We start from the raw sequence: 24,465 nt of genomic DNA, 5'->3' as shown, positions 1-24,465 counted from the left end.
TCCGGCACGCTGGGTCACCCACACGTGTGTTGTTGAGGCGCGGCACGTTTGTGTGACCGTTACTGGGGGCTGCCGCCCCCAGACCCCCGCTTCGGCCCGAAGGGCCTCGTCCTCAAACGCCGGACGGGCTGAACTTCCCCGTCCGGCGCCGAACGGCGGCCGCCGGTACCCTCACCCCCACCCGCGTCCGCGTCGCCACCAACTGCCCGTCCTGCGGGTACGCGTGCCACGTCCGCCAGTGGACCTGGCCCTCGTGGTACTGGGCGAGCAGCGCGGTGAACGCGTGCGGGCTGCCCGGGAACACGCCGGCGAGGCCGTGCGGGTGGTCGGCGACCAGGGCCAGCAACTCCTGGGCGCGGCCCGCGAACTGACCCGGCGACAGGATCTCCACCCGGGCCGCGAACTCGTACTCCCAGTCGCCCGCCCGCTTGGCCACGCCGAGGGGAAGCGGCGTGCTGCTGCCGGTCATACAGGCCACCGTCTCCGAACAGTCGCCCCGCTCCTCCTCCAGCAGCACCTGATGGGACGCGCCGAGCAGCCTCAACTGGAGCTTCGCACCGGTCAGTTCGAGATCCAACGTGGCCAGCGCGGGCAGCGGCTCCCGCCCCAGGGCCCAGGCGAGGTCGGCCGCGCGCGTGTCGGTATAGGCGGTGTTCAGGGTCGTGAGCATGGGTCGGCTCCGCAAGCACGCAAAGAGAGGGAGGTTTCGGTCTCCGGCGCACCCCCGGCCGACACCGGGAGTCGGCCCGGTCAGCCCGGTCGGCCGGTCAGAAGGGTCTCCGCAGGACGTCCGAGGGGCTGCGTTGGGGAGATTAACTGAATCATGAACTGTGGCGCCGCCACAGCGTTTTTACCCAAGTTCGTGGGCTTTCCATCCCTCAGAGGGCTTATCAGCTCAACTGTTCAACTCCGGCGTACGCCGGGGCGCGGAAATCTTCGCCCTGAGCCCCGTCGGACGACCGTACGGGGAACAGGAAAGCGGGGCCGGTCCCAGGTACCGGCCCCGCTCCGTACGGATGCGGTTCCCCCTGCTCGGGGAGCTCAGCTGCCCCGTGTCAGCTGCCTCCGCCACCGCATCCGCCCCCGCCTCCGCCTCCGCCTCCGCCTCCGCCTCCGCAGGACGACGACCCGCCTCCGCAGGACGAGCTGCCCCCGCAGGACGAACCCCCCGAGCTGTCTCCCCCGCCGGCCCACCAGCCGCCGCTTCCGCTGTCGTACGAGCTGCTCCGGCGCGCTGACGAACGGTGGCCCGAACGTCCGCCCGCGCGGGCGATGGACACGACGATCACCACGAACAACATTGCGACGAGCGCCCCGATAAAGATCGTGACCATGGCGTCAGCTCCTTCCGTTCCCCCGAAGCGGACCGAGGTGTCCCCCCGTGGGCGCCTCCCGCTCGGTGCGTGCGAGTCAGATGCCCGGCCGCCTCACGGCCCAAAGCAGAGTTGAGGAACTTCAGAGGGTTCGAACGGAGGAACGACCCCTGACCTGCACAGAAGCGCAGCTCAGGGGCCCACGGCTGGTCAGGCTCCGAGGTGTGCCCCGTCGCCGGCGCCGAGGAGGGGGATCATGAGCCGGCGTTCGACGGCGGTGGGCAGGGACCACAGCTCGGTACGCCGCTTCTCGTCCTCCGCGCCCTGGCGGGCGGCGCGGCGGATACCCGGCACGGCCAGGGCCAGGGCGGCCAGGGACACGGCCAGCCCGGCCCCGAGGAGGACACCGGCGCCTGCGGCGCCGTCCGCCAGGGCGAACGGAAGCGCGAACCCGAGGCAGAGCGTGCCGAGGCCGCCGAGGACCGCGACCATCCACCACAGGGGCGTGAGCGGGTGCTCGTTGCGCAGGTGGTTGAACAACTGCCGGTCGGTGGGACGCCGCCGCGGGTGCTCTTCGGCGGCGACGAACAGCTCGGCCCGCCCGCGCAGCACCCACACGGCGTGCACTCCCACCCATACGACGGGCAGCACGAACAGCGTCGCCAGCACCAGGCCCGCCTGGACCGTCCGCGGCACCGACATCCACCCCAAGGCGTCGGCGACCACGGACGCCACGGCGGCTCCCACGAGTACGGCGCCCGCCGCGCTCGTGGCCACGAGCCACCGCCAGGCTCCACGCACCCGAGCGCTGAGAGGGAACTCGACCGCGTCCAACGTCTTCTCCCATCGATGACCGCAGGTACTCTACGCACCCCTCCGAGGAGGCGGAGCCGCCCCTGGACCACCGATCTCGTGCTCGTCCGTGGACGTGAGTTGAGGAACGCCGGAGCTTGAGCGCAGGATGACCGGCATGACCTCCACCTCGCGCCCCCTGCTCAACCGCCGGCTCGCCGAGTTCGGAACGACGATCTTCGCGGAGATGTCCGCGCTGGCCCTGCGGACGGGTTCCATCAACCTGGGCCAGGGCTTCCCCGACACCGACGGGCCCGAGGAGGTCCGTGAGGCGGCGGTACGGGCGCTGCGCGACGGGCGCGGCAACCAGTACCCGCCGGGCCCCGGCGTCCCCGAGCTGCGCACCGCCGTCGCCGCGCACCAGGAGCGGCGCTACGGGCTGTCGTACGACCCGGACACGGAGGTCCTGGTCACCGCCGGCGCCACGGAGGCCATCGCCGCCGCCCTGCTGGCCCTGCTGGAGCCCGGCGACGAGGTGATCGCCTTCGAGCCGTACTACGACTCGTACGCGGCCTGCATCGCGATGGCCGGCGGGACCCGCGTGCCGGTCACCCTGCGGCCGGGCGAGGAGTCACGCGACGCAGAGGCGCACCGGCGCTTCCGGCTCGACCTGGACGAGCTGCGGGCCGCCGTCACCGACCGCACCCGCCTGCTGCTGATCAACACCCCGCACAACCCCACCGGCACGGTCCTCACCCGCGAGGAGCTGACGGCGATCGCCGAGCTGGCGGTGGAGCGCGACCTGCTCGTGGTCACCGACGAGGTGTACGAGCACCTCGTCTTCGACGACGCCGAGCACCTGCCGCTGGCGACCTTCCCGGGCATGCGCGAGCGGACGGTGACGATCGGGTCGGCCGGCAAGACGTTCTCCTTCACCGGCTGGAAGGTCGGCTGGGTGACCGCCCCGTCCGCGCTGGTCACGGCCGTACGGTCGGCGAAGCAGTTCCTGACGTACGTGTCGTCGGGGCCGTTCCAGTACGCGGTCGCCGAGGCGCTCGCCCTCCCCGACGGCTACTTCGCGGCCTTCCGCGAGGACATGCTGGCCAAGCGGGACCTGCTGGCCGCAGGGCTGACGGAGGCGGGGTTCGAGGTGTTCAGGCCCGCCGGCACCTACTTCATCACCACCGACATCCGCCCCCTCGGCGAGACGGACGGCTTCGCCTTCTGCCGCGCCCTGCCGGAGCGCGCCGGGGTCGTCGCCATCCCCAACGCGGTCTTCTACGACCACCGGGAGGCGGGGGCGCCGTTCGTGCGGTTCGCGTTCTGCAAGCAGACCACCGTCCTGGAGGAGGCGGTGCGGCGCCTGAAGACGCTGGCGTAGCGCGGCGGCCGCCGACAGCGCGCTGCTACGCCAAAGCGCGCGTTTCCGTGCCCGCCCGGACGCGCCTCGACACCGCGTACACCCTTCCCCAGCAAATTTGCTGATATGACTCATATCAGCGCCTCTGACGGCGTCACCGTCCGTACCCAGGGACGCGTCCGTCCCCGGATCTCCCTCCCGGCGGCAGGGATCGCCATCGGCCTGTTCGTGGTCGCCCGGCTGGCCGGGGCGGTCGTGCTCGCCCTGGCCGCCCGCAGCGACGGCAGGCTGCCACTCGCGGTGCTCGGCCGGTCCTGGGACTCCCACTGGTACCTGTCGATCGCCTCGGAGGGGTACGGCCTCACCCTGCGCATGGCGTCCGGTGTCCTCGCGAACGACCTGGCGTTCTTCCCTCTCTACCCGGCGCTGGTGCGGGCGGTGACGGAGCTGACCCCGCTGAGCGGCGGGGCGGCGGGGCTGGTGGTGGCGTGGCTCGCGGCGGCCGTCGCCGCCTGGGGCGTCTACGCGGTGGGCAATCTGCTGCGCGGGCGGGCGGTGGCCGTCGCGCTGGTGGTGCTCTGGGGCCTGCTGCCGCACTCGATCGTGCTGTCCATGGGGTACACGGAGCCGTTGCTCACCGCGTGCGCGGCCTGGTCGCTGTACGCCGTGCTGACCGGGCGGTGGCTGTGGGCGGGCACCCTCGCGGCTCTCGCGGGACTGACCCGGCCCAACGGGCTCGCGGTCGCGGCGGCCGTGGTCGCCGCGGCGGCTTACGAGGTCTGGCGCGCCCGCCGCCGGGGCGACGGCGTTTCCCACAGGCTGTGGATCGGCGCCGCGCTCGCGCCGCTCGGCTGGGGCTCGTACGTGCTGTGGGTCGGCCGGCGCACGGGCGACACGCTCGGCGGGTACTTCGAGGTGCAGCGGTTGTGGGGATCGAGCTTCGACTTCGGCCTGCACACCGTGCGCTTCGTCAAGCACCTGCTCGTGCACGGCGCCCAACTCCGCCACCTTCTGATCTTCGCCATGGCGTTCGTGATCGTGGCGGCGGCCGTCCTGCTGTTCTGGCGGCTGCTCGCCGACCGCGCGCCCCTGCCCCTCCTGGTCTACAGCGGCGTCCTGCTGCTGATCGCGGTGGGCGGCTCCGGCTACGTGGCGTCCAAGCCGCGCTTCATCCTGCCCGCCTTCCCCCTCCTGCTGCCGCTCGCGGGGGTGCTCGCACGGACGGCGAAAGCCCGGCCATGGCGCGCGTCCGTGCTGGTCGCGGCCCTTGCCGGGCTCTCGTTCACATACGGCGTGCTCGTGACCATGACGGCCGACGTGGCGCCGTGACGGAGATGCCTACTCTTCTTCCTCGGGCTTCTCCGCGTCGTTGATTTCCTGCTCGAGGCCGAGCTGCTCGACGAGCCACTTGTCGAACTCGATGGCGGCCCGCACCCAGCTGACCGTCGACGAGACGAAGTGCTCCAGGCTCACGCCGGTGCCGATCAGCATCTGTGCTTCGCCGATCAGGCGGACGGTGCCGTCGTCGTGCGTGTGGCTGTAGACCTTCGGCCACAGCGTCCGGCGGTTCCAGTCGTCGATCGACTCCAGAAGCTGGGGCTTCTCGTCGATCTTGTGGGGCCGGTCGTAGAACGTCCGCACCGAGAAGACCTGCTGGTCACCTTCGCCACGGAACATGAAGTACGTACGGAACTGCTCCCACGGCGCCGCGAGGTCACCCTCGTCGTCGACGACGTACTTCAGCTCCATCTGGTCGAGGAGCTGCTTCACGAGGTCCTGATCCGGGACTACGGGGCCGGGCGGCGGCCCGGACTGCGGCTGCTGCCCCCCGAAGTTCGGAATCGAGGACGGGTCGATGCTCACCGTGATTTTCCCTTCGTACGGATTCCGTCATCCTCCCCCATGCGGGGAGGGGGGTGGCAAGCCCCGCCGGGCCTGTCAGCCGTCGGCTGACTCGATCCGATCAGGCCATCCGGGTACCCGGAACAACCGGGTACCCGCAAATCACAGCGTCTTTCCGGTCGCGGGCCCCACGATCAGGCCGTCCCCGAAGGCGTCCACCCGGACCGTGTCGCCGTCCTTGATCTCGCCGGAGAGGATCTCCTTGGCGAGGCGGTCGCCGATGGCGGTCTGGACGAGGCGGCGCAGCGGGCGGGCGCCGTAGGCCGGGTCGTTGCCCTCGTCGGCGAGCCAGGCCAGCGCCTCGTCGGTGATCTCCAGGGTGAGGCGGCGTTCCGCGAGCCGCTTGGCGAGGCGGTCGATCTGGAGCCGGGCGATCCGGGCCAGCTCGTCCTTGTTCAGCGCCGAGAAGACGACCAGGTCGTCCAGCCGGTTGAGGAACTCGGGCTTGAAGGAGGTCCGGACCACCTCCAGCACCTGCTCCTTCTTCTCCGCCTCGCTGGTGATCGGGTCGACCAGGAACTGGCTGCCCAGGTTCGACGTCAGCACCAGGATCGCGTTGCGGAAGTCGACCGTACGGCCCTGCCCGTCCGTCAGCCGCCCGTCGTCCAGCACCTGCAGCAGGATGTCGAAGACCTCGGGGTGCGCCTTCTCCACCTCGTCGAGCAGGACCACGCTGTACGGCCGCCTGCGCACCGCCTCCGTCAGCTGGCCGCCCTCCTCGTAGCCGACGTATCCGGGGGGCGCGCCGACCAGCCGGGCCACGCTGTGCTTCTCGCCGTACTCCGACATGTCGATGCGGACCATCGCCCGCTCGTCGTCGAAGAGGAAGTCGGCGAGGGCCTTGGCGAGTTCGGTCTTGCCGACGCCGGTCGGGCCGAGGAAGAGGAAGGAGCCGGTCGGGCGGTCGGGGTCGGCGATGCCGGCGCGGGTGCGGCGCACGGCGTCGGACACCGCCTGCACGGCCTCCGTCTGCCCGATGAGCCGCTTGCCCAGCTCCTCCTCCATGCGCAGCAGCTTCTGCGTCTCGCCCTCCAGGAGGCGCCCGGCCGGAATACCGGTCCAGGCGGCGACGGTGTCGGCGATGTCGTCGGAGCCGACCTCCTCCTTGACCATCGTGCTCTTGGCGGCCTCCTCCTCGGCCTGCGAGGCCTCCTCCAGGTCCCGTTCCAGGGCGGGGATCTCGCCGTAGAGCAGCTTGCTGGCACTGTCGAAGTCGCCGTCGCGCTGGGCGCGTTCGGCCTGCCCGCGCGCCTCGTCGAGCCGTTCCTTCAGCTCACCGACGCGGTTGAGGGACTGCTTCTCCTTCTCCCAGCGGGCGGTCAGGCCCCGCAGCTCCTCCTCCTTGTCGGCGAGGTCACGGCGCAGCCGCTCCAGGCGCTCGCGCGAGGCCGGGTCGGTCTCCTTCTCCAGCGCGAGCTCCTCCATCTTCAACCGGTCGACGGCGCGCTGGAGTTCGTCGATCTCCACGGGGGAGGAGTCGATCTCCATACGGAGCCGGGAGGCCGCCTCGTCGACGAGGTCGATGGCCTTGTCCGGGAGGAAGCGAGAGGTGATGTACCGGTCGGAGAGGGTGGCGGCGGCCACCAGCGCGCTGTCCGCGATCTGGACCTTGTGGTGGGCCTCGTAGCGCCCCTTGAGCCCGCGCAGGATCGCGATGGTGTCCTCGACGGTGGGCTCGGCGACCAGCACCTGCTGGAAGCGGCGCTCCAGCGCCGGGTCCTTCTCGATCCGCTCGCGGTACTCGTCGAGGGTCGTGGCGCCCACCATCCGCAGCTCACCGCGGGCCAGCATGGGCTTGAGCATGTTCCCGGCGTCCATGGCGGAGTCGCCGCCGGCCCCGGCGCCCACGACGGTGTGCAGCTCGTCGATGAAGGTGATGATCTGCCCGTCGGAGTCCTTGATCTCCGCGAGCACGGTCTTCAGCCGCTCCTCGAACTCACCGCGGTACTTGGCCCCGGCGACCATGGCGCCGAGGTCGAGCGCGACGAGCCGCTTGTCCTTGAGCGACTCGGGCACGTCCCCCTTGACGATCCGCTGGGCGAGCCCTTCGACGACGGCGGTCTTGCCGACGCCGGGCTCACCGATGAGGACGGGGTTGTTCTTGGTACGGCGGGACAGCACCTGCACGACCCGCCGGATCTCCTGGTCCCGCCCGATGACGGGATCGAGCTTCCCCTCCCGCGCGGCGGCCGTGAAGTCGGTGCCGAACTTCTCCAGCGCCTTGTACTGCCCCTCGGGGTCGGCCGTGGTCACCCGGCGCCCGCCGCGTGCCTTCTGGAAGGCGTCCAGCAGCTTCTTCGCACCGGCACCCTGCTGGGTGAGCACGTCACCCGCCTGGCCGCCCTTGGCCGCGATGCCGATGAGGAGGTGCTCGGTGGAGAGGTAGTCGTCCCCGAGTTCCTTGGCCCGCGCCTGGGCGTCCGCGATCACGGCGAGGAGCTCACGGTTGGGCTGCGGGGGCGCCACCGTGGAGCCGGTCACGCTGGGCAGCGCGGCGAGCACCTTCTCGGCGCCGGCGCGCACGGCGGCCTGGTCGGCCTCGACGGCCGCCAGCAGATCGACGATGTTCTCGTTGTCCTGGCCCTGGAGCAGAGCCAGCAGCAGGTGGGCTGGGGTGAGGTCCGCGTGTCCCTCGGTCAGGGCACGGTTGCTGGCCGCGTTGATCGCGTCCCGGCTCCTGTTGGTCAGCTCGGCGTCCACGTTCGCTTTCTCCTCCTGGCGTCAGCGTCTCCCGTACTGACTGCGTCAGCGTACACAAAGTTGAGTCTATTCCGCTCAAGGTAGTGGAAGGAGGCTTGCTGCGACTAGGTTCCGGGCCATGGCAGCTCACCCCCAGGATCCTGGCGCGCCGGACGCGCCGTACCTCACCTTCTGGCAGCAGAGGCACCTGTGCACCCTGACGACCCTGCGCCCGGACGGCTCCCCGCACGTCGTGCCCGTCGGAGTGACATACGACCCCGAGGCGCGGCTTGCTCGGGTGATCACGCTCAAGTCGAGCGTCAAGGTGCGCCATGTGCTGGCCGCCGGCCCGGACGGGGCACGCGTCGCGGTCTGCCAGGTGGACGGCGGACGGTGGGCGACGCTGGAGGGGCGGGCGTACGTCCGGACCGAGCCGGAGCGGGTCGGGGACGCGGAGCGGCGGTACGCGGAGCGGTACGGGCGGACGCCGACGCCCAATCCCGACCGGGTGGTGATCGAGATCGAGCTGACCCGGGCGATGGGGCGGGTGTGACCGGACTGCCGGGAGAGGTGGCTGAATACCGGGCGCCCGGTTTCAGCCACCGGCAGAACGGACGGATACCGGGAAATGTCCCCAGAAAACTGCAGCGGCGTCACCGTGTTCAGGTCACGGTGACGCCGCTGCGGGGGGAAGCACCTGAGCGATCTGTTACGACGGGGGAATCGCGTCAGGCACTGCGGGGGGTGGCTGAGATGGTCCTTGGGGCCGGGGCCTCCGGCTCCACCAGCCGGTGGTCACGCTGATCCAGGTTGACGAAGATCATTCCGTACCGGATGGCGCACCGGACAGGCTGCGGCGCCCCCCGAGGCCGCCGCAGACACCGGTAGGCCCGTACGTCCTCCTCGTCGTCCCGCGTCACGACGACCGGCTCTCCGAAGACGGTCACCATCAGCGAGTCACCGGGGTGGGGGATCGCGGTGACCAGGTCGATGAAGTGCCAGCCGGAGCGGTAGGCGGTGGCCATTTCCCGGCGGAAGGAGCGATCATCAGGAGGAGTGGTCATCGCGATCAGTCCCACCTGGTGTCCAGAGGGACGACCGGCCCGTTGTCGCCGTCGGCCGCGACGACCACAGACCGAGCATCACTCACCTTGTGCACGTCACTCTTCGCACCGGAGAGGCCGGCCAGCGTTCCGAAGGCCACAACGGCGGAGAAGGCGGCAACAAGTACCGAGCGAAGCATTCTCTTACGCATAGTCGGCTTCGTCCTCACTTGAAGGTCCCCTCTTCCCCCGTCGGATAAGACGATGGCTCATTCAGGCACATCATGGCCACACGATCGGTGCATCATGTTCCTGCATGTTCAGGACCCTGGGGGGTGGAGATTTGGAAACAAATGGGACAAAGGCGACACATCCCCATGCGATGACCGAGCTGTGCGAGGAAGGCGGCCGCCTCTATGCGAGCGCCCTGCGCACGGGGCGCATTCTGCGGGCGGATGTCGAGCCTGCTCCATGTCTGATGGAGTTCGCCCTCCTTCACCCCGATCCTGATGATGCGAAATGGCTGCGTCCAGTTCCCCCGTCGGTCGCCCTGGCCCAGCGGCTCAACCCCATCGAGCGCGAGATCACCGAGCAGCGCCGGATGTCCATCGCACTCGCCGAAGCCTTCGAGCCATTCATGGCCCTGGGCGCCCAGGACACCGCCCCTACCCACGCGATCACGGTGCTGGAGGGCCTCGACCGCATCAACACGGCACTCGACCTGGCGACGGCCCAGTGCCAGACCGAGGTACTCGCGGTCCAGCCGAGCGGCCACCGCAGCCCCGAGAACAGGCTCCTGGAGGCAATGGAGCGCGACAAGCCGCTGATCGACCGCGGGGTGCGGATCCGGACCCTCTACCAGCACACGGCCCGGTACATCCCCGACCGGCTGGCCTATATGGACCGGTTCGCCGACGGCAAGGTGGAGTACCGCACCATCGACGAGCTCGTCGAGCGCCTCATCATCTGCGACGAGACCGTCGCCTTCATCCCCATACGGGACGACCGTCAGGTGGCCCTGGAGCTCCGGCACCCGGGCCTGGTGCGCTACCTGATCAAGGTCTTCGAGTTCATGTGGTCCCGCGCGGTACCTCTGCAGGCCGGCACGCCCTACGAGACCGACCCGGACGGCATCAGCGAGATCCAGCACTCGATAGCCAAACTCCTGGTGGAGGGCCATGTCGACGAGGCCATAGCCCGCCGCCTGGGCATGAACGTGCGCACCTGCCGGGCCCACATCGCCAAGCTGGCCACGGCCCTGGGCAGCGGCAGCCGGGCCCAGCTCGGCTATCTCATCGCCCAGTCGGGGATCCTGGACAAGGATCACGCGCAGGGGGACGACTCCCACCCGTGACCGAGGCACACACGCATGGCGTGGACGAACCGTGCGAGGCCGGCATGGGCCTGTACGCACGCGCCCTGCGCGAAGGGCGCGTGCGTAACGGGCAGGCGGACGGTACGGCGTGTCTGGTCGATCTCGGCCTGCTCCAGCCGGCCGTCGAGGACCTCGAATGGCTGGAGCCCGTCACCCCCGCCGTCGCGCTCCACCGGCTGCTGCGGGCCTCCGCGGACCGCATCGCGCACGAACGGCGACGTGAACAGGTGCTGGCCGACATGTTCGAACCGCTCATGCGGATCGAGTGCAACCGTTCGGCGACCTCGGACAACCCGGCGATCATCACGCTCAGTGGCACCGAGCGGATCAACAAGGCCATCAGCGAGGCCATGACCGAGGCGTCCCGGGAACTCCTGTCCATCCAGCCCACCACGCACCACAACGACGCGCGCACCGAGACGGCCCAGGCCCTCGCGCTCGACCGCGACCAGGCCCTGCTGGACCGCGGGGCCCGCATCCGCAGCCTTTACCAGCACACGCAGCGCCACCGGCCGCTGGTCATGGCGCGTTACGAGCAACTCAGGGGCGATGCCGAGGCCCGCACCCTCGACGAGGTCACCGACCGGCTCATCGTCGTCGACCGGACCGTCGCCTTCATCCCCGCCAACAAGGACCGCACCTTCGCCCTCGAAGTCCGCCACCCGGCACTGGTGGACTACCTGGTCACGGTGTTCGACCGCCTCTGGCGCCTGGCCACCCCCATGCACCCCGAAGCCGTCCAGCAGCCCACCCTCAACGGCGTCACCCCCCGCCAGCGCGCCATCGCGAGCCTCCTGGTCGAGGGCCACACCGACGCCGTCATCGCCGGCCGCCTCGGCATGAACATCCGCACCGCCCGCGTCCACATCGCCAAGCTCGCGGCGACGCTGGGCAGTGAGAGCCGGGCCCAACTCGGCTATCTCATAGGCCAGTCGGGGATCCTTGACCAGGAACCCCGGGCATCCCAGGACCCCCCGGCGCGCCGGGAACCCCCGGCACCCCGGCAACGCTGATCACCGCCGCCTCGGACGACGACGCCCGCGGGCGGTCCAGGCCCACGTGCGCGATCCGCACCCCGAGCTGCGTCCGGCTCGCCGCGCCCAGCGTCTCCGACAGCCGCGCGATGTGCGCCCGGCAGGTCCGCACGCTTATGCCGAGCCGCTCCGCGATCACCGCGTCCTGATGGCCCTCGGCGAGCAGCGCGGCAATGGACTGCTCGCGGTGGGAGATGCCCTCGATGCCGGTGTCGGGGAGGGGCGCCGTCAGCGGGATGGCCAGGCGCCACAGGCGCTCGAACACCGTCACCAGGTAGTTCACCAGGGCGGGGTGGCGCAGTTCCAGGGCCAGCGTGCGGTCCGCGTTCGCCGGGATGAAGGCCACCGTGCGGTCGAAGAGGATCAGCCGGTCGATCACCTCGTCCAGCGTGCGGGCCTCGACCGAATCGCCCATCAGCTCCAGGTAGTTGAGCAGGCCCTGGCCGTGCCGGGCCACGTGCGTGTACAGGTCGCGCATCCGCACGCCCCGCCCCCGCAGCGCCAGCGCCCGGTGCAGACCCTCCGTCAGCTCGTGCTCAGGACGGATGCCGCCGGGCTGCACGGTCAGCACCTCCGCCGTGCACGCCTCCGTCGCCGCGTCCAGCGCCCCCTGGATGCGGGAGGAGCCGTCCAGCACCCGGATCGCCGCGCCCTCCGCGCCGGACGCCTGCCGCTGCTGGGGACCGAGCCCGGCGTACCACTCGAAGGCGGCCACCGCCGAGCCCACCCGCCGCTGGCTCGCGCTGACCTCGTCGTACACCCCGCGCAGCAGCCGCGTCATGACCTCCTGCGGGGAGGTGGGCACCAGCCAGTCCATGTCGTCGGGGTCGGGGTGCAGCAGCGCCAGTTCCAGCAGGCAGGGCACCTGCTCGGCGTCCCGGCGCGGCACACGGCCGCGCCGTACGGCCCGGGAATACACGCGATCCCCGGCCTCGCACAGTCGGTCGGCACCGTGTGGATGCTCCTCCGTCCCGTGCCCGGCCATCGCCCATCCACCCCCGGTCCTTGCCTCTTTCGCCGGCTCGCCCACCTCCGGAGCGCGGTGCCGACACCCTTGCCGGGGCGCCACGGCAGGCATGGCCCTGGTCGAGGGGCCCACCTGCACAGCCCGTCGGGCCTACGGTTCGCTCGCGCTTCCGCAGCGCAACTATGCGCGGACCGGCCGTGCTCCGCAACACGGCTCCCGCCGGGAAGGGCGCCTTAAAGCACCGGTATGAACCACTATCTCCGGGCCTCCGTCCGTCGAGTTGCAACAAGCTGGGGGTCTCTTACCGGACTTTGCCGTGTGCGCAGCAAAGCCGCCGCCCCCCGAACTGCCGGATGCCGCCGACCGCCCCAGGCGACCCGGACGCCCCCCTTCCACGTGCACCTCCCGGAAATCCCCCAGAGATCACCGCGTTACACCCCCCACTTAACGTCAGGCCATGGCGGACATATTTGACGCGTACGCGTTGGCCGACGCGTGGGACGAGATGTTTGAGCGGCCGGGTGAGGTCAGAACCGCCTATGAGCCGGTGCTGGCTGCACTTCAGCCGATCGAGCCGAGTGAACTGCGGTTCCGGGCCGACCAGATGGCCCGGGCGTTCACCGACAGAGGCGTGACGTACGCCTTCGCGGGCGAGGAGCGGCCCTGGCCGCTGGATCTCGTGCCCCGCATCCTCGACGCCCTCGAATGGGATCTCATACAACGCGGGGTGAGCCAACGGGTCAGGGCCCTGGAGGCCTACCTCGCCGACGCCTACGGACACGCCCGTGCCTTCGAGGACGGCGTCGTGCCCTGGCGGCTGCTGCTCAACTCCCCGCACTTCCACAGAGCCGCGCACGGGGTCCAACCACCGGGCGGGGTACGGATCCACGTCGCCGGCATCGACCTCGTACGGGACGAGGCCGGGGACTTCCGGGTACTGGAAGACAACGTGCGCGTGCCCAGCGGCGTCTCGTACGTCATCGAGAACCGGCGTGCCATGACCCGGATCTTCCCCTCCCTCTTCGCCGAGCAGCACGTCCTGCCCGTCGACGGCTACACACAGAAACTGCTCGCCGCCCTGCGCGCGGCCGCTCCCGACGGCATCGAGGATCCGCGCGTGGTCGTCCTCACCCCCGGGCCCAGTAACGCCGCCTACTTCGAACACGCCCTGCTGGCCCGGCTGATGGGTGTGCAGCTCGTCGAGGGGCACGACCTCGTCTGCCGCAACAACCGCGTGTGGATGCGGACAACGCGCGGCGAGGTGCCCGTCCACGTCGTATACCGGCGGCTCGACGACGACTTCCTCGATCCCCTCCACTTCCGCCCCGACTCGGTGATCGGCTGCCCGGGCGTCATGAGCGCGGCCATGGCGGGCAACGTCACACTCGCGAACGCCGTGGGCAACGGCATCGCCGACGACAAGCTCCTCTACACCTACGTCCCGGACCTCATCCGGTACTACCTCGGCGAGGAACCGATTCTCCCCAACGTCGAGTCCTACCGGCCCGACGAGCCCGGCCAGTTGGAGGCCGTCCTCGACCAGATCGAGCAGCTCGTCATCAAGCCGGTCGACGGCGCGGGAGGGCAGGGCATCGTCATCGGACCCAAGGCGGACCGGGACACGATCGAACGCACTCGCAAAGCGGTCGTCGCCGATCCGCGCGGCTTCATCGCCCAGCGGCCCGTCGCCCTGTCCACCTCCCCGACCCTCGCGGGCGAGCGGATGGCGCCGCGCCACATCGATCTGCGGCCCTTCGCCGTCAACGACGGCAACGATGTCTGGGTGCTGCCCGGCGGCCTCACCCGAGTTGCCCTCCAGGAGGGCAACCTGATCGTCAACTCCAGCCAGGGCGGCGGCTCCAAGGACACCTGGGTGCTCGCGGAGGGGCCGGCGGACTCCCCCGTGCCCATCGGCGCGGGCGATCCGCTCGCCGTCGCACCCCGTCAGCTCGGACCCGACGGCACCCCCACCGTCGTACAGGAAGGGGCGCAGCAGCAGTGAACGACGTGATCCTCTCCCGCATCGCCGAGGCCCTGACCTGGACCGGACGGTATGTCGAGCGGGCCGACGCCACCGGCCGGATCCTCGACGCCTACCTCCACCGCATGCTGGAGGACCCCTGGCGCGACGAGGACGTGGCCTGCCGGTCGTTGTACGCGATCCTCGGGATGGACGCGGGCGACGAGCCCGTGGACATGCAGCGGGTGCTCGACCAGCTGGCCTTCGACGCCCGTTCCACCGGCTCGATCGAGGGCGCGCTGGGCGCCGCCCGGCTGAACGCGCGCAGTGCCCGCGAGGCCGTCTCGTCCGAGATGTGGGAGTGCCTGAACTCGACGTGGCACGCGCTGGCCGATCAGCGGATGGCGGCCAGGCGGACGGGACCGTATGCCTATCTGGAGCTGGTGCGCAGGCGCGCGGCGCTGTTCTTCGGGCTCGCCGACTCGACGATGAGCCGGGACGACAGCTGGCGTTTCGTCGTGCTGGGCCGGAGTCTGGAGCGGGTGGACATGACCGTACGGCTGCTGTCGGTGCGGGTGCTGGACGCCGCCCACGCGCCTGACTGGCCGACCCTGCTGAGCGCGTCCGGCGCGGACGAGGCGTACGCGCGCGTGTACGGCGGTTTCGGCGACACCCCGCGCGTCGCCGAGTTCCTGCTCCTCGACCGCGACTTCCCGCGCTCGGCGCTGCACGCGCTGACCACCGCCGAGGAGTGCCTCACCGCGCTGGGCCGCCCCCGGCAGGACCCGGCGCGCCGCCCGATCGGCCGGATGCGCACCCGGCTGGAGTACCTGGACACGCACGCGCTGGAGGACCAACTGCCCGTGCTGCTGCGGGACCTGCGGCAGGCCTGCATGGCCTCGGCGGACGCGGTGGCCGACCGGTTCTTCCCGTACCAGGGGCCCGTCGAGTGGGCCCAGGAAGGAGCGTGAGATGACTCGCAGGCTCCGCATCAAGCACGTCACCCGCGTCTCGTACGCCCAGCCCGCCGCGTCCTCCCACAACGAGGTCCGCATGACGCCGCTGACGCTGCCCGCCCAGACCACGCTGGACTCCCGGGTCACCATCAGCCCGGCGGCCACCACCTGGTCGTACTGGGACTACTGGGGCACCCAGGTCACCGGCTTCGACCTGATGGACCCGCACGCCGACCTCACCATCACGGCCTCCAGCCTGGTCGAGACGTCCCCGCCGGGCACGCTCCCCGAGGCGCCCGCCTGGGCGGAGGTGGTCGAACAGGTCGCGCGGACCCGCCTGCTGGAGTTCGCGGGCACCACTCCCCGTACGACCGTCCCGGACGGGCTGGTCGACAAGGCGCGGGAGGCCGCGGCGGGCCTCGACCCGCACGGCACGGCGGTGGCGGTCTCGGCCCTGGTCGCGGACCGGGTGGAATACCTCCCCGGCGCCACCGGCGTGAACACCTCGGCCGCCGAGGCCTGGGAGCAGGGCGCGGGCGTCTGCCAGGACATCGCCCATCTGACGATCGCGCTGCTGCGGGGGCTGGGGCTGCCGACGAGATACGTCTCCGGCTATCTCCACCCGGAGCGGGACGCGGAACTGCACCGTCCGGTGGCCGGGCAGAGCCATGCCTGGATCGAGTACTGGGCGGGCGACTGGTGCGGCTACGACCCCACGAACCGGACCCGGGCCGACGAGTCGCACGTCGTGGTCGGGCGCGGGCGCGACTACGACGACGTCACCCCGCACAAGGGCATCTACCGGGGGGTTCCCGGCGGGCCGCCGGAGGTGACGGTGGAGTTCACGCGGGTGGGGTGAGCCCGGTGGGATGAGCCGGTGGAACGGGCGGGGCCCGTCGGGAGACCGACGGGCCCCGTCTGCGCGTCCCTTACTTGCTGAGCCCGATCCGCGCGCAGTCGGCCTTGTACTCGGCCGTGCAGATCTCGGACAGCTCGTAGATCCCGTCGGCGAGGACGGTCTCCTTGATGTTGTCCTGGGTCAGGGCGACCACGGGGACCAGCAGGGCCGGGATGTCCTTGCCGGTGGGGCTGTCGACCTGGTTCTGGGTGAGGGAGTCGAACTGGATGTCCTTGCCCTGGACCTTGGCCACGGCCATCTGCGCGGCGCTCTCGGCCTCCTGCGGGTACGACTTGTACACGCTCATGTACTGCTCGCCGCTCACGATCCGCTGGACGGCGTCCAGTTCGGCGTCCTGCCCGGTGATCGGCGGCAGATCGGTCACGCCCGCGGCCTGCAGGGCCTTGATGACGCCGCCGGCCATGCCGTCGTTGGCGGAGTAGACGCCCTTGATGTTGTTCAGGCCGATCGACTTGATCGCCTGGGCCATGTTGGCCTGGGCGTTCTCCGGCTTCCAGTCCTTGGTGTCGTACGACTTGGCGATGTCCACCGAGCCGTTGAGCTCGGAGAGGGCGCCCGCCTTGAACTGCTTGGCGTTCGGGTCGGTGGGCGAGCCGTTCATCATGACGATCTTGTCGGAGGAGTCGGGCGCCTCCATGGCCTCCAGCAGGGAGCGGCCCTGGACCTCGCCGACCAGCTCGTTGTCGAAGGAGACGTACGCGTCGATGGGCCCCTCGGCCAGGCGGTCGTAGGCGATGACCGGGATTCCGGCGTCCTTGGCCTTCTGCACGCCGGTGGCGATGGCGTGCGAGTCGACGGCGTCCAGCAGGATCACGTCGACCTGGTCGTCGATCATCTGCTGGAGCTGGGCCGCCTGCTTGCTCGCGTCCGCGTCCGCGTTCTGGTAGACGACCCGGCCCTGCTTGTCGGTGAGCTCCAGGACCTTGTTCCTGATGATGGGGAAGTCGAACTTGTCATAGCGCGTGTTCGCCGTCTCCGGCAGCAGCAACCCCACGGTCACGTCGTTGCCCTTGGTCGGGCTCGCCTCGCTGCTGTCCCCGGTGACGCCCAGTGCCCCGCACGCGGCCAGCGAGAGGGTCAGCGTGGAGGCGGCGGCCACAGCGGTGGCAGTACGGCGCAGGGGGCGCAGGGGACGCATAGAGGAGCTCACTTCTGGTGCCTTCGGGACACGGGCGCGCCGTTGCGCCCAGATGTCTGAAAAGACAACGCGCCGTGGCCCCTCAGCGTCAAGCCGAACTACTTAACGAGTGCGCAACACCACGCTCCGCTGAGCTTGTGAAGACATGACGGACCGCACCCAAACGCCCATTACACCCCCTCCATCAGTTCTTGATCATCCGTTACACCCCCTCCACCGGAACTTGATCAAAGAGCCGGCCGGGATGCGCTGGTCGATCAGAGGACCGAACGAACCCGGCCAGAAGCAGGGGCGGCTGACCGGCCGGTCGAACCGGCGGCTGACCGGCCGGACGACCGGCACGCGGTGACGATCTCCTCCAGGTCCGTCACCGCCGCGTGGACGCCCTCGGTGAGGAGGACGGCGGTGGGGTTGAGGAGGATCTCGTCGACGCCGGCGGCGCGGTAGCCGGCCAGGGTCGCGGCGATCTCGTCCGGGGTGCCGGTGACGACCACGTCGGCGCGCAGGAGCTGCGTCGCCGGGTCGGGCCCGTCGACGTCCACGCCGGCGCGGCGCAGCATGTCCGCGTAGTGCGGGGCGCACAGGTGGGTGCCCGCGGCCGCCTGCGCCAGGCGTCGCGGGTCGCGGCCCGGGCGGCGGACGGCGACGTGGACCGCCGTGGCGACGCGGGGCCGGGTGGCGCGGCCCGCCTCGGCGGCGCCGGCGGCGAGGCGGGGTACGAGGGTGTCGCGGAGGTAGTCGGGCGGGGTCATCCAGGTGATCGCCACGTCCGCGGTGGCGCCCGCCGTATGCGCCATGCCGGGGCGGAGCACCCCGGCGCCCACTTCCACCGGCGCGTGCGGCCCGACCGGCGGGAGCGCCGCGTGCAGGCGGTGGTACGGGCCGTCGTGCGCCACGCTCTCGCCGTCCAGCAGGGCCCGTACGGAGGTGACGTACTCCCCGACCGCCGTACGCGGACTGCGATACGGCTGAGGGGTGAGCCCGTGCGCGAACTCGGGGGTGCCGATGCCGTACCCGGCCACCACCGGCCGCCCGGTGAGCAGGGCCAGGGAGCGGGCCTGGAGTGCCGCCTCGTACGGGTGCCGCAGGGGCAGCAGGGTGACGGCCGTGCCCACGGGGACGGTGTGGCCCAGGCCCGCCAGGTACGCCAGCACCTGGTGCGGTTCCGACCGGAAGGACTGGCAGAGCCAGAGGCGGCGCGCGTCGGTGCGGGCGACCAACTCGGCGAAGGGGGCCACGAGTTCGGGGTGGTCGGGCTGGAGGGGGTAGAGGACGGCGGGGACGGAGGTGGAGGCGGGAGCAGGGGCGGGGAGGGGCTCGGGTGCGGTCACGGGCGGGTTCCTGTGGGTGTGCGGTCGAGGGTGGCCACGAGCGTGCGGGCCGGGTCGAGGAAGTGGGCGGCGGCTTCGGCGAGGTGACGGTCCGTCACCTCGGCGATGGCGTCCGGGTAGCGCGTCAGCCAGTCCAGGTCCATCCCGCTCGCCGCGAAGCCCGCCAGGGCACTCGCCTCCTCTGCGCGGGTGGCGAGGGCGAACCGGGTGAACCCGGCCGTGTAACGGCGGATGCGGTGCGTCTCCTCGGGCGTGGGCCCGCTTCGGGCCAGCTCCGCCATGCAGGCGGTGACCTCCTCGGCCAGCCGGTCCCCCGTGCCTGGGGCCCCGGCACAGTCGATCTCCAGCCAGCAGCCCGCGCCGTTCTGCCGGATCCGCGCGTCCACCGCGTAGGCCAGCCCGTGCCGCTCCCGCAGCCGCCGGGTCAGCCGGGAGGTGGCGTGGCCGCCGAGGACGGTCTGGGCGAGGTGCAGCGCGGTGTGGCCGGGGTCGCGGACGGGTACGGCCGGGCCGGCGGTGAGCAGGAGCGCCTGGTCGGCGGACGGGTCGTGCAGGGCGAGCCGCCCGGGGGTGGGCTCGGGGCGGGGGAACGGCGGCAGCGTGAGCCCGGAGGGGCCGCCGGTCCAGTCGGCCAACTCCTCGCGTACGGCGGCCAGGACGCGGTCCGGGTCGTCGCCGCCGAGGATGAGCAGTACGGCACCGGCCGGGACGACGGCCCGGCGGTGGAAGGCGAGCAGGTCGACGTCCGCCGTGCCGGTGGCGTGGTCGTCGTCGACCAGCGGGTGCGGGCCGCCGAAGGCATGGCGGAGCTGGGCACGGCGCAGGCGGGTGCGGGGGCCGGGGCTCGTCCGCGGCGCGGGTGTACTCCCCGGGGGCGGCAGGTGGTCGTACGCCGGTCGCAGCAGCAGGTCGCCGAGGAGCTCCAGCGCACCGCGCAGCCCCTCCGCCAGCACACTCGCCGACAGCACCAGCTGCTCGGCGGTCACCACCGTGCTGAACTCGGCCCCGAGATCGGCCGCACGGTCGGCGACGGCCCGGCGGTCCCGGGAGACCGTGGCGGTACCGAGCCCGGCCGCGAGCAGCTCCCGCACGGCGGCGAGGGCGGGTTCGGTACGGGCGTACGGCAGGACGAGGCGGATCTCGGCGAGGGGGGCGCCCGGGGCGGCCACTACGACCGTGTCCAGGCCGTTCGGCAGGACGGTGCGCAGGGGGGATCGGTTCGGCAGGGCGGTGCGCCGGGGGAACCCGAGCGCGGGTGACGCGGTCATACGGCGACCCCCTCCAGGGCGTGCACGGACCGGGGCGCGACCAGCAGCCCACGAGCGGCCTCGGACACATCGGCGGCGGTGACGGCGGCCAGGTGGGCGGGGATGGCGTCGGGGTTCGTGTCGCCGTCCGCCGGGGTGAAGAGGAGCGCGGTGCGGCCGTGGGTGACCGCGCGGGCGGCGAGTGAGTCGGCCTGGCGGTAGCAGGACGCCCTCAACACGGCGACCGCGCGCCTGAGTTCGGGCTCGTCCGGCGGGGCGGTGGCCACGTCGGCGAGCGCGTCCAGCCATGGGCCGACGGCCTCCTCGCTGTCGGCGCCCGGCGCCCGGCCGAGCAGGACGAGTGCGAGGTCGGGCGCTGCCGAGGCGAGCCACTGGCCCTGGTAGCCGGTGTGCACGCTCGCCGCGTCCCACGCGCCGGTGCGGGCGATCAGTCCGGGGATCCGGCGGCGCATCACCTCGCAGAGCACGACCTGGGCGAGGTACGGCCCGAGGCCCCACCGGTTCGGGTCGGCCAGGGCGTGGCCGATCGCGACGCCGTTTTGGGCATACGGGAGGGAGGAGGTGACGCCGGGCGTGCGGCGGGCCGCTTCCCGGTGGGCGGGCGCCTCGGCGGCGGGGCCGGCCTCCGCCCCCACCTCCGCTGCAGGCGTCGTCCACGCACCGAACTCCCGCCGCACCAGCTCCTCCACCCGCCCCGCGTCCACGTCTCCGACGACGGACAGCACGACCCGCTCGGGCCGGTAGTGACGGCGGAAGAAGGTCTGCGCCTCCTCCACGGTGGCGTCCCGCAGCTCCGCTGTCGTGCCGTAGGCGTCCCGCGCGCCGGGGTGGAGCGCGGCGAGCACGGTGTCCCACAGGCGGTTCCCGGCTCCGGCGGCGCGGATCTCCTCGCCGATGACGGCCGCCTCGGAGCGGAGCGTCGCGGCGGACGGCCCGAAGCGCAGCAGGCGACGGGCCTCCAGGGCGAGGACATCGGGCAGCGCGTCGGCGGGGACGACGCTGTGGAAGACCGTGTGGTCGCGGTGGGTCTCGGCGTTGCACATGCCGCCCGCCTCCTGCACGAGGGCCACGAAGCCGTCGGCCTCGTCGTCGCGCGGGAACATCAGATGCTCCACCAGGTGCGCCATGCCGTGCCGCCCGGCCGGATCGTCGTCGCCGCCCGCGCCCACGGTCAGCGCGACGGCCACGAGCCCGCGTCCGCGCCCCGGCATCTCCTCGGTGACCAGCCGCATCCCCGTATCCGGCCGAGGGCTCACCGCAGCGGCCGGTACACGGACACGCACATCTTGCGGCTGTCGCCCCCGTCGAAGGGCTGCTCGCGCCAGCCGGAGTAGCGGCCGGACAGCTCCAGGCGGGCGATCCCGGCGAGCAGGTCCAGCTCGCTCGGCCACAGGTAACGCATCACGGTGGTCGCGGACTTGGGCGGCTCACCGTCGAGGAAGAGGGTGTTGTGCACCATCATGTTCTGCGAGGCGGGCAGCACCCCGATGGACTCGATCATGGCGCCGCGCCCGTCGACGGGGTAGGTGCTGATCTCGTTCTTCTTCTGGACGTGGTAGTCGCTGGGGTCGAACGTCTCGATCACGACGCATCCGTCCGGCGCGGTGTGCCGGGCCACGGCGTGCATGAGGGCGATCTGCTCGTCCGGAGTGACCGCGCAGCACAGCGAGTTGAACGGGGCGAGGACGACGTCGAAGGCCCGCCCCAGGTCGAGCGCGGCGAAGTCGGCGTGCACGGGTGTGATCCGGCCCTCGGGGTCCTTCTCGGCGAGCCGGGCGAGCATGCCCGCGGAGGAGTCGACGCCGTGCACCCGGAAGCCCTTGTCGGCCAGCGGCAGCGCGACCCGGCCCGTGCCGACGCCGAGTTCGAGCACGCTCGAACCGGATGCGGTGAGCGTGAGGAGGAAGTCGGCGATGTCCTCCAGGTCCGGGGTGGAGGGGTAGATCTCGTCGTACACCTCGGCGATCGCGTCGCTGTAGGCGGTGGTCAGGGCGGTGCCGAGCCCGCCGGCCTCGGGGAGCGCGCGGGCTTCGGTGGTCGCGGTGCTGGTGGTCATCGTCCGTCTCCCGAGCGGGTGTCGAGGTTGTTCTGGGGCTGCAGCGGGTCGATTCCCGCCTCGCGGAAGGCCCGTACGACGTACTCCTCGCGGGTACGGGCCTCGGAGCCGTCGGCCAGGGCGTGCGCGATGAGCCCGGAGGCGAGGGCGAAGGCACGGTGCTGGCCGAAGCTCATGCCGTCCTGGCCGGGGCGCGGGTCCTCGGGATCCCAGGCGGCGGCGACGCCGGGGGCCAGCTCCTCGGTGAAGACCGAGGTCTCGGCGCCGGTCAGCGTGCCCGCGTGCGGAGCCACGGCGGCCGCGACCGCGTGCTCGCCGGGCAGGTGGTCGCCATGCAGATAGACCACGACGGCGTCACGGCGCGGGAAGTCCTGCGGATCGGAGAGCACCTTCGCGTGGTACCGGGCCCCGGCGGACTCCAGCGCGTCGAGCGCCAGGCCCCACAGCACGACCGCCGCGTCCGCGTCCCGCGCGTGCAGGAAGAGACGGCGGACGGCACCGGCGGGCCGGGGCAGCGGGCGCGACCCCATGACGTAGAAGAACCCGGGGGACAGCGCGGGCCGCGCGGCCTCCAGCGCGAGTTCGACGTAATCGCCCGGCGCGGGCGGCGTGCCCGGGCTCAGCAGCCGGTCGGCCGGCACACGCGTGGTGACCTCCGGGAGACGTACGACGAGCTGGTCGCCGTCCGCCCGCCGCAGCACCTCGATGAGGCGGCCCCGGGTGGGCGTGGTGCGGTGCGGCACGGCGGCCGCGAGCCGACGCTCCAGGTCGGGGTCGCGCAGGGTGCGCCGGGGCGGCGGCCCGTCGGGAAGGGCACCGCCCTGGTGGCGGCCCGCGTGCAGTTCCTCGTACAGCGCGTTGGTGAGCCGGCCGCGCAGGTCTCGCGGGCTGTCGGCGGTGACCGTACGCCCGGCGACGGTGGCCTCACGGGCGCCCGGCGCGACGGTGACGGCGGCGAGCGCGGCGGCAGGCCGCGGTGCGAGGCCCCGGTGCGGGGCGACGGGGGAAGCGTCCGGCACCGGGGAGTCGAGGGGAGCGAGGGGACGGAGGGGAGTGAGGGGGGCGGCGAGGGTCATCGGTGGCTGCTCCCGTTCGAGAGGGATGGGGCCGGGCGGGAAGGGGCCGGGCGGGAAGGGGTTGTGAGGGACCGCCCCGGCAGGGAAGAGGCCGGCAGGGTCAGGCCCAGCGTCCGCGCGGCGGCCGCCGGGTCGAGCAGGACCGTCCGGCCGATGCCGGCGGCGGCCCGCGCGACCGGGTTGAGCGTGGCGTGCGCCTCGGCCGTGGCGATCAGCCGGTCGAACATGTGCCACCCGGCATACGCGGCGGCCCGCTCGGGCAGCCCGGCGTCGGGCGTACGGCACTCCAGATAGCCGCGCCAGAAGGAACCGATCCGCGGCAGATGGCGGCGCAGGCTCGCCGAGCCGCGCGCCACGATCTCCTCGTGCGTCAGCCCGAACCCGGCGGCGGGCCCCGGCTGCCCCGCGCCCCCGCCGTCACCCCCGCCCCCGTCCCCGCCCTCGCCCGTCGGCGCGAACACGGAGTACGCGGCGTGGAAGAGCCACTCCCCGGCGAACGCGCCCACGTCCCGCGCGGGATCGGCGAGCCGGAACTCCTCCCAGTCGCACAGGTAGAGGTCCCCGGTGCCTTCGTCCGCCCGGATGAACTGGTCGAAGCGCAGGTCGCAGTGCGTGGGCCCGTGCGGCACGGTCTTCTCCAGGTCCCGCAGCCGGTGCAGCGCCGCGACCACTTCGGTGTCGTCCTGGACCAGCTGCCAGGCGGCGATCTGCGCCATGCTCCGCTCCTGGACGGCACTCCAGGGCAGGGCCTTCAGCCAGGCGAGCGGCGGCAGCGGCGCCTCACCGGTGTCCACGTCCTCGGCGGGGCCCAGCCCGTGCAGGGTGCCGACGGCGCGGCCGGCCGCGCGGCACAGCGCGTCGTCGAACTCCCCGTCCAGGGCGAGCTCGGCGCCCGAGCGGGCGCCCGGCACCAGGCGGTGCACCGTCACCCCGGCCGCGCGGTCGGCGCCGAGCAGCGCGGGCGAGCGCAGCGGCGAGCCCGGCGGCAGCCGACGGGACGCCAACTCCTCGAAGCTCAGGGCGCGTCCGAGTTCGGGGCAGTCGCCGTCCGGCAGCAGGGTGACCGTCTTGACGAAGACCTGCTCGCCGGTGGTGGTCGGTCCCGCCCAGTTGTCGTTGCGCCCGCCGAACGCGGTGACCGCCTGCGCGTCGAGACGACCCAGCCCGAGCCGCTCCAGCAGTGCGTTCACGGCGGGCACCGTCTCCAGCTCGGTGGGCCGGTAGCGCTGCCGGGTACGCGGCTGTTCGGTCGCGGTGGTGTTCACGGCGGTGGTGTTCACGGCGGTGGTCATGGTG

General features: G+C 72.0%; 22 protein-coding genes. 8 read left to right on the top strand and 14 right to left on the bottom strand.

Features of this window, described 5'->3' with window-relative positions:
- Positions 1 to 112 precede the first annotated feature (112 nt).
- Positions 113 to 670: a DUF2617 family protein gene (locus tag EJ357_RS25250; protein ID WP_126393875.1), complete on the bottom strand. Its 558-nt coding sequence runs from the start codon at positions 668 to 670 to the stop codon at positions 113 to 115.
- A gap of 853 nt (positions 671 to 1,523) precedes the next feature.
- Positions 1,524 to 2,090 (bottom strand): hypothetical protein, encoded by a 567-nt coding sequence (locus EJ357_RS25240; protein ID WP_126393871.1) that lies wholly within the window; start codon positions 2,088 to 2,090, stop codon positions 1,524 to 1,526.
- A gap of 184 nt (positions 2,091 to 2,274) precedes the next feature.
- On the opposite strand from EJ357_RS25240, the gene EJ357_RS25235 reads away from it, so the two are divergent.
- A complete protein-coding gene (locus tag EJ357_RS25235; RefSeq protein WP_126393869.1) occupies positions 2,275 to 3,486 on the top strand; it encodes a pyridoxal phosphate-dependent aminotransferase in 1,212 nt (403 codons plus the stop codon).
- 105 nt (positions 3,487 to 3,591) lie between these two features.
- Positions 3,592 to 4,794 (top strand): hypothetical protein, encoded by a 1,203-nt coding sequence (locus EJ357_RS25230; protein ID WP_126393867.1) that lies wholly within the window; start codon positions 3,592 to 3,594, stop codon positions 4,792 to 4,794.
- 9 nt (positions 4,795 to 4,803) lie between these two features.
- Here EJ357_RS25230 and EJ357_RS25225 read toward each other — a convergent pair whose 3' ends face one another.
- On the bottom strand, positions 4,804 to 5,328 hold the full coding sequence (locus tag EJ357_RS25225; protein WP_126393866.1) for a YbjN domain-containing protein: 525 nt from the start codon (positions 5,326 to 5,328) through the stop codon (positions 4,804 to 4,806).
- 141 nt (positions 5,329 to 5,469) lie between these two features.
- Positions 5,470 to 8,067 carry an ATP-dependent chaperone ClpB gene (gene clpB / locus EJ357_RS25220; protein WP_126393864.1) on the bottom strand — a complete coding sequence of 866 codons (2,598 nt, stop codon included), beginning with the start codon at positions 8,065 to 8,067 and terminating at the stop codon, positions 5,470 to 5,472.
- 118 nt (positions 8,068 to 8,185) lie between these two features.
- Here clpB and EJ357_RS25215 point away from each other — a divergent pair, with 118 nt between their 5' ends.
- Complete coding sequence (locus tag EJ357_RS25215) at positions 8,186 to 8,599, top strand: pyridoxamine 5'-phosphate oxidase family protein (protein ID WP_126393862.1); 414 nt, start codon at positions 8,186 to 8,188, stop codon at positions 8,597 to 8,599.
- Between the two features lie 175 nt (positions 8,600 to 8,774).
- Here the strand turns inward: EJ357_RS25215 and EJ357_RS25210 are convergent, their stop codons facing one another.
- Positions 8,775 to 9,110 (bottom strand): Rieske (2Fe-2S) protein, encoded by a 336-nt coding sequence (locus EJ357_RS25210; RefSeq protein WP_031482824.1) that lies wholly within the window; start codon positions 9,108 to 9,110, stop codon positions 8,775 to 8,777.
- A gap of 5 nt (positions 9,111 to 9,115) precedes the next feature.
- On the bottom strand, positions 9,116 to 9,319 hold the full coding sequence (locus EJ357_RS25205) for a hypothetical protein (protein WP_175647220.1): 204 nt from the start codon (positions 9,317 to 9,319) through the stop codon (positions 9,116 to 9,118).
- A gap of 152 nt (positions 9,320 to 9,471) precedes the next feature.
- Between EJ357_RS25205 and EJ357_RS25200 the strand changes: the two genes are divergently transcribed.
- Together EJ357_RS25200 and EJ357_RS25195 are read left to right on the top strand one after the other, a co-directional pair.
- The gene (locus EJ357_RS25200) at positions 9,472 to 10,443 is read left to right on the top strand and encodes a helix-turn-helix transcriptional regulator (protein ID WP_228472592.1); all 972 of its coding nucleotides are present in this window, start codon (positions 9,472 to 9,474) and stop codon (positions 10,441 to 10,443) included.
- Positions 10,440 to 11,477, top strand: coding sequence for a helix-turn-helix transcriptional regulator (locus tag EJ357_RS25195; protein ID WP_126393858.1), 1,038 nt, complete (start codon positions 10,440 to 10,442; stop codon positions 11,475 to 11,477). Before EJ357_RS25200 ends, EJ357_RS25195 begins: the two co-directional genes overlap by 4 nt.
- Here EJ357_RS25195 and EJ357_RS25190 read toward each other — a convergent pair.
- The gene (locus tag EJ357_RS25190; protein ID WP_126393856.1) at positions 11,386 to 12,483 is read right to left on the bottom strand and encodes a helix-turn-helix transcriptional regulator; all 1,098 of its coding nucleotides are present in this window, start codon (positions 12,481 to 12,483) and stop codon (positions 11,386 to 11,388) included. The genes EJ357_RS25195 and EJ357_RS25190 overlap by 92 nt on opposite strands.
- 439 nt (positions 12,484 to 12,922) lie before the next feature.
- On the opposite strand from EJ357_RS25190, the gene EJ357_RS25185 reads away from it, so the two are divergent.
- The 3 genes from EJ357_RS25185 to EJ357_RS25175 are packed head-to-tail and all read left to right on the top strand — an operon-like array spanning position 12,923 to position 16,240.
- On the top strand, positions 12,923 to 14,467 hold the full coding sequence (locus EJ357_RS25185) for a circularly permuted type 2 ATP-grasp protein (RefSeq protein ID WP_126393854.1): 1,545 nt from the start codon (positions 12,923 to 12,925) through the stop codon (positions 14,465 to 14,467).
- Positions 14,464 to 15,396: an alpha-E domain-containing protein gene (locus EJ357_RS25180; protein ID WP_126393852.1), complete on the top strand. Its 933-nt coding sequence runs from the start codon at positions 14,464 to 14,466 to the stop codon at positions 15,394 to 15,396. The genes EJ357_RS25185 and EJ357_RS25180 overlap by 4 nt, the downstream gene beginning before the upstream one ends.
- Position 15,397: 1 nt before the next feature.
- The gene (locus EJ357_RS25175; RefSeq protein ID WP_126393850.1) at positions 15,398 to 16,240 is read left to right on the top strand and encodes a transglutaminase family protein; all 843 of its coding nucleotides are present in this window, start codon (positions 15,398 to 15,400) and stop codon (positions 16,238 to 16,240) included.
- A gap of 70 nt (positions 16,241 to 16,310) precedes the next feature.
- On the opposite strand, the gene EJ357_RS25170 is transcribed toward EJ357_RS25175, so the two are convergent.
- The 7 genes from EJ357_RS25170 to lxmK form a co-directional block, all read right to left on the bottom strand.
- Positions 16,311 to 17,438, bottom strand: a complete 1,128-nt coding sequence (locus tag EJ357_RS25170; protein ID WP_175647522.1) for a sugar ABC transporter substrate-binding protein — start codon at positions 17,436 to 17,438, stop codon at positions 16,311 to 16,313.
- A gap of 257 nt (positions 17,439 to 17,695) precedes the next feature.
- Positions 17,696 to 18,769 carry a F420-dependent peptide dehydroalanine reductase LxmJ gene (gene lxmJ, locus EJ357_RS25165; protein ID WP_126393848.1) on the bottom strand — a complete coding sequence of 358 codons (1,074 nt, stop codon included), beginning with the start codon at positions 18,767 to 18,769 and terminating at the stop codon, positions 17,696 to 17,698.
- Positions 18,766 to 20,037, bottom strand: a complete 1,272-nt coding sequence (locus EJ357_RS25160; RefSeq protein ID WP_126393846.1) for a M16 family metallopeptidase — start codon at positions 20,035 to 20,037, stop codon at positions 18,766 to 18,768. Before EJ357_RS25160 ends, lxmJ begins: the two co-directional genes overlap by 4 nt.
- Entirely contained in the window at positions 20,034 to 21,269 is a 1,236-nt protein-coding gene (locus EJ357_RS25155; RefSeq protein ID WP_126393844.1) for a M16 family metallopeptidase, read from the bottom strand. The genes EJ357_RS25160 and EJ357_RS25155 overlap by 4 nt, the downstream gene beginning before the upstream one ends.
- A 20-nt stretch (positions 21,270 to 21,289) precedes the next feature.
- A complete protein-coding gene (locus tag EJ357_RS25150; protein ID WP_228472591.1) occupies positions 21,290 to 22,093 on the bottom strand; it encodes a class I SAM-dependent methyltransferase in 804 nt (267 codons plus the stop codon).
- On the bottom strand, positions 22,090 to 23,169 hold the full coding sequence (locus EJ357_RS25145) for a T3SS effector HopA1 family protein (RefSeq protein ID WP_126393842.1): 1,080 nt from the start codon (positions 23,167 to 23,169) through the stop codon (positions 22,090 to 22,092). Before EJ357_RS25145 ends, EJ357_RS25150 begins: the two co-directional genes overlap by 4 nt.
- Positions 23,166 to 24,461, bottom strand: a complete 1,296-nt coding sequence (gene lxmK, locus EJ357_RS25140) for a class V lanthionine synthetase subunit LxmK (RefSeq protein WP_175647843.1) — start codon at positions 24,459 to 24,461, stop codon at positions 23,166 to 23,168. The genes EJ357_RS25145 and lxmK overlap by 4 nt, the downstream gene beginning before the upstream one ends.
- Positions 24,462 to 24,465 lie beyond the last annotated feature (4 nt).

The organism is Streptomyces cyaneochromogenes (assembly GCF_003963535.1).
In the GTDB taxonomy this organism is placed as follows: domain Bacteria; phylum Actinomycetota; class Actinomycetes; order Streptomycetales; family Streptomycetaceae; genus Streptomyces; species Streptomyces shaanxiensis.
This window is presented reverse-complemented; position numbering and strand designations above follow the sequence as displayed.

What these genes read in the sequence shown, in the direction of transcription:
- EJ357_RS25175 (WP_126393850.1), top strand. Translation starts at nt 15,398, where the DNA reads ATGACTCGCAGGCTCCGCATCAAGCACGTCACCCGCGTCTCGTACGCC.
- EJ357_RS25185 (WP_126393854.1), top strand. Translation starts at nt 12,923, where the DNA reads ATGGCGGACATATTTGACGCGTACGCGTTGGCCGACGCGTGGGACGAG.
- EJ357_RS25170 (WP_175647522.1), bottom strand. Translation starts at nt 17,438, where the DNA reads ATGCGTCCCCTGCGCCCCCTGCGCCGTACTGCCACCGCTGTGGCCGCC.
- EJ357_RS25215 (WP_126393862.1), top strand. Translation starts at nt 8,186, where the DNA reads ATGGCAGCTCACCCCCAGGATCCTGGCGCGCCGGACGCGCCGTACCTC.
- EJ357_RS25230 (WP_126393867.1), top strand. Translation starts at nt 3,592, where the DNA reads ATGACTCATATCAGCGCCTCTGACGGCGTCACCGTCCGTACCCAGGGA.
- EJ357_RS25235 (WP_126393869.1), top strand. Translation starts at nt 2,275, where the DNA reads ATGACCGGCATGACCTCCACCTCGCGCCCCCTGCTCAACCGCCGGCTC.
- EJ357_RS25160 (WP_126393846.1), bottom strand. Translation starts at nt 20,037, where the DNA reads ATGACCGCGTCACCCGCGCTCGGGTTCCCCCGGCGCACCGCCCTGCCG.
- EJ357_RS25145 (WP_126393842.1), bottom strand. Translation starts at nt 23,169, where the DNA reads ATGACCCTCGCCGCCCCCCTCACTCCCCTCCGTCCCCTCGCTCCCCTC.
- lxmK (WP_175647843.1), bottom strand. Translation starts at nt 24,461, where the DNA reads ATGACCACCGCCGTGAACACCACCGCCGTGAACACCACCGCGACCGAA.
- EJ357_RS25155 (WP_126393844.1), bottom strand. Translation starts at nt 21,269, where the DNA reads ATGCGGCTGGTCACCGAGGAGATGCCGGGGCGCGGACGCGGGCTCGTG.
- EJ357_RS25150 (WP_228472591.1), bottom strand. Translation starts at nt 22,093, where the DNA reads ATGACCACCAGCACCGCGACCACCGAAGCCCGCGCGCTCCCCGAGGCC.
- EJ357_RS25200 (WP_228472592.1), top strand. Translation starts at nt 9,472, where the DNA reads ATGACCGAGCTGTGCGAGGAAGGCGGCCGCCTCTATGCGAGCGCCCTG.
- EJ357_RS25210 (WP_031482824.1), bottom strand. Translation starts at nt 9,110, where the DNA reads ATGACCACTCCTCCTGATGATCGCTCCTTCCGCCGGGAAATGGCCACC.
- EJ357_RS25250 (WP_126393875.1), bottom strand. Translation starts at nt 670, where the DNA reads ATGCTCACGACCCTGAACACCGCCTATACCGACACGCGCGCGGCCGAC.
- EJ357_RS25190 (WP_126393856.1), bottom strand. Translation starts at nt 12,483, where the DNA reads ATGGCCGGGCACGGGACGGAGGAGCATCCACACGGTGCCGACCGACTG.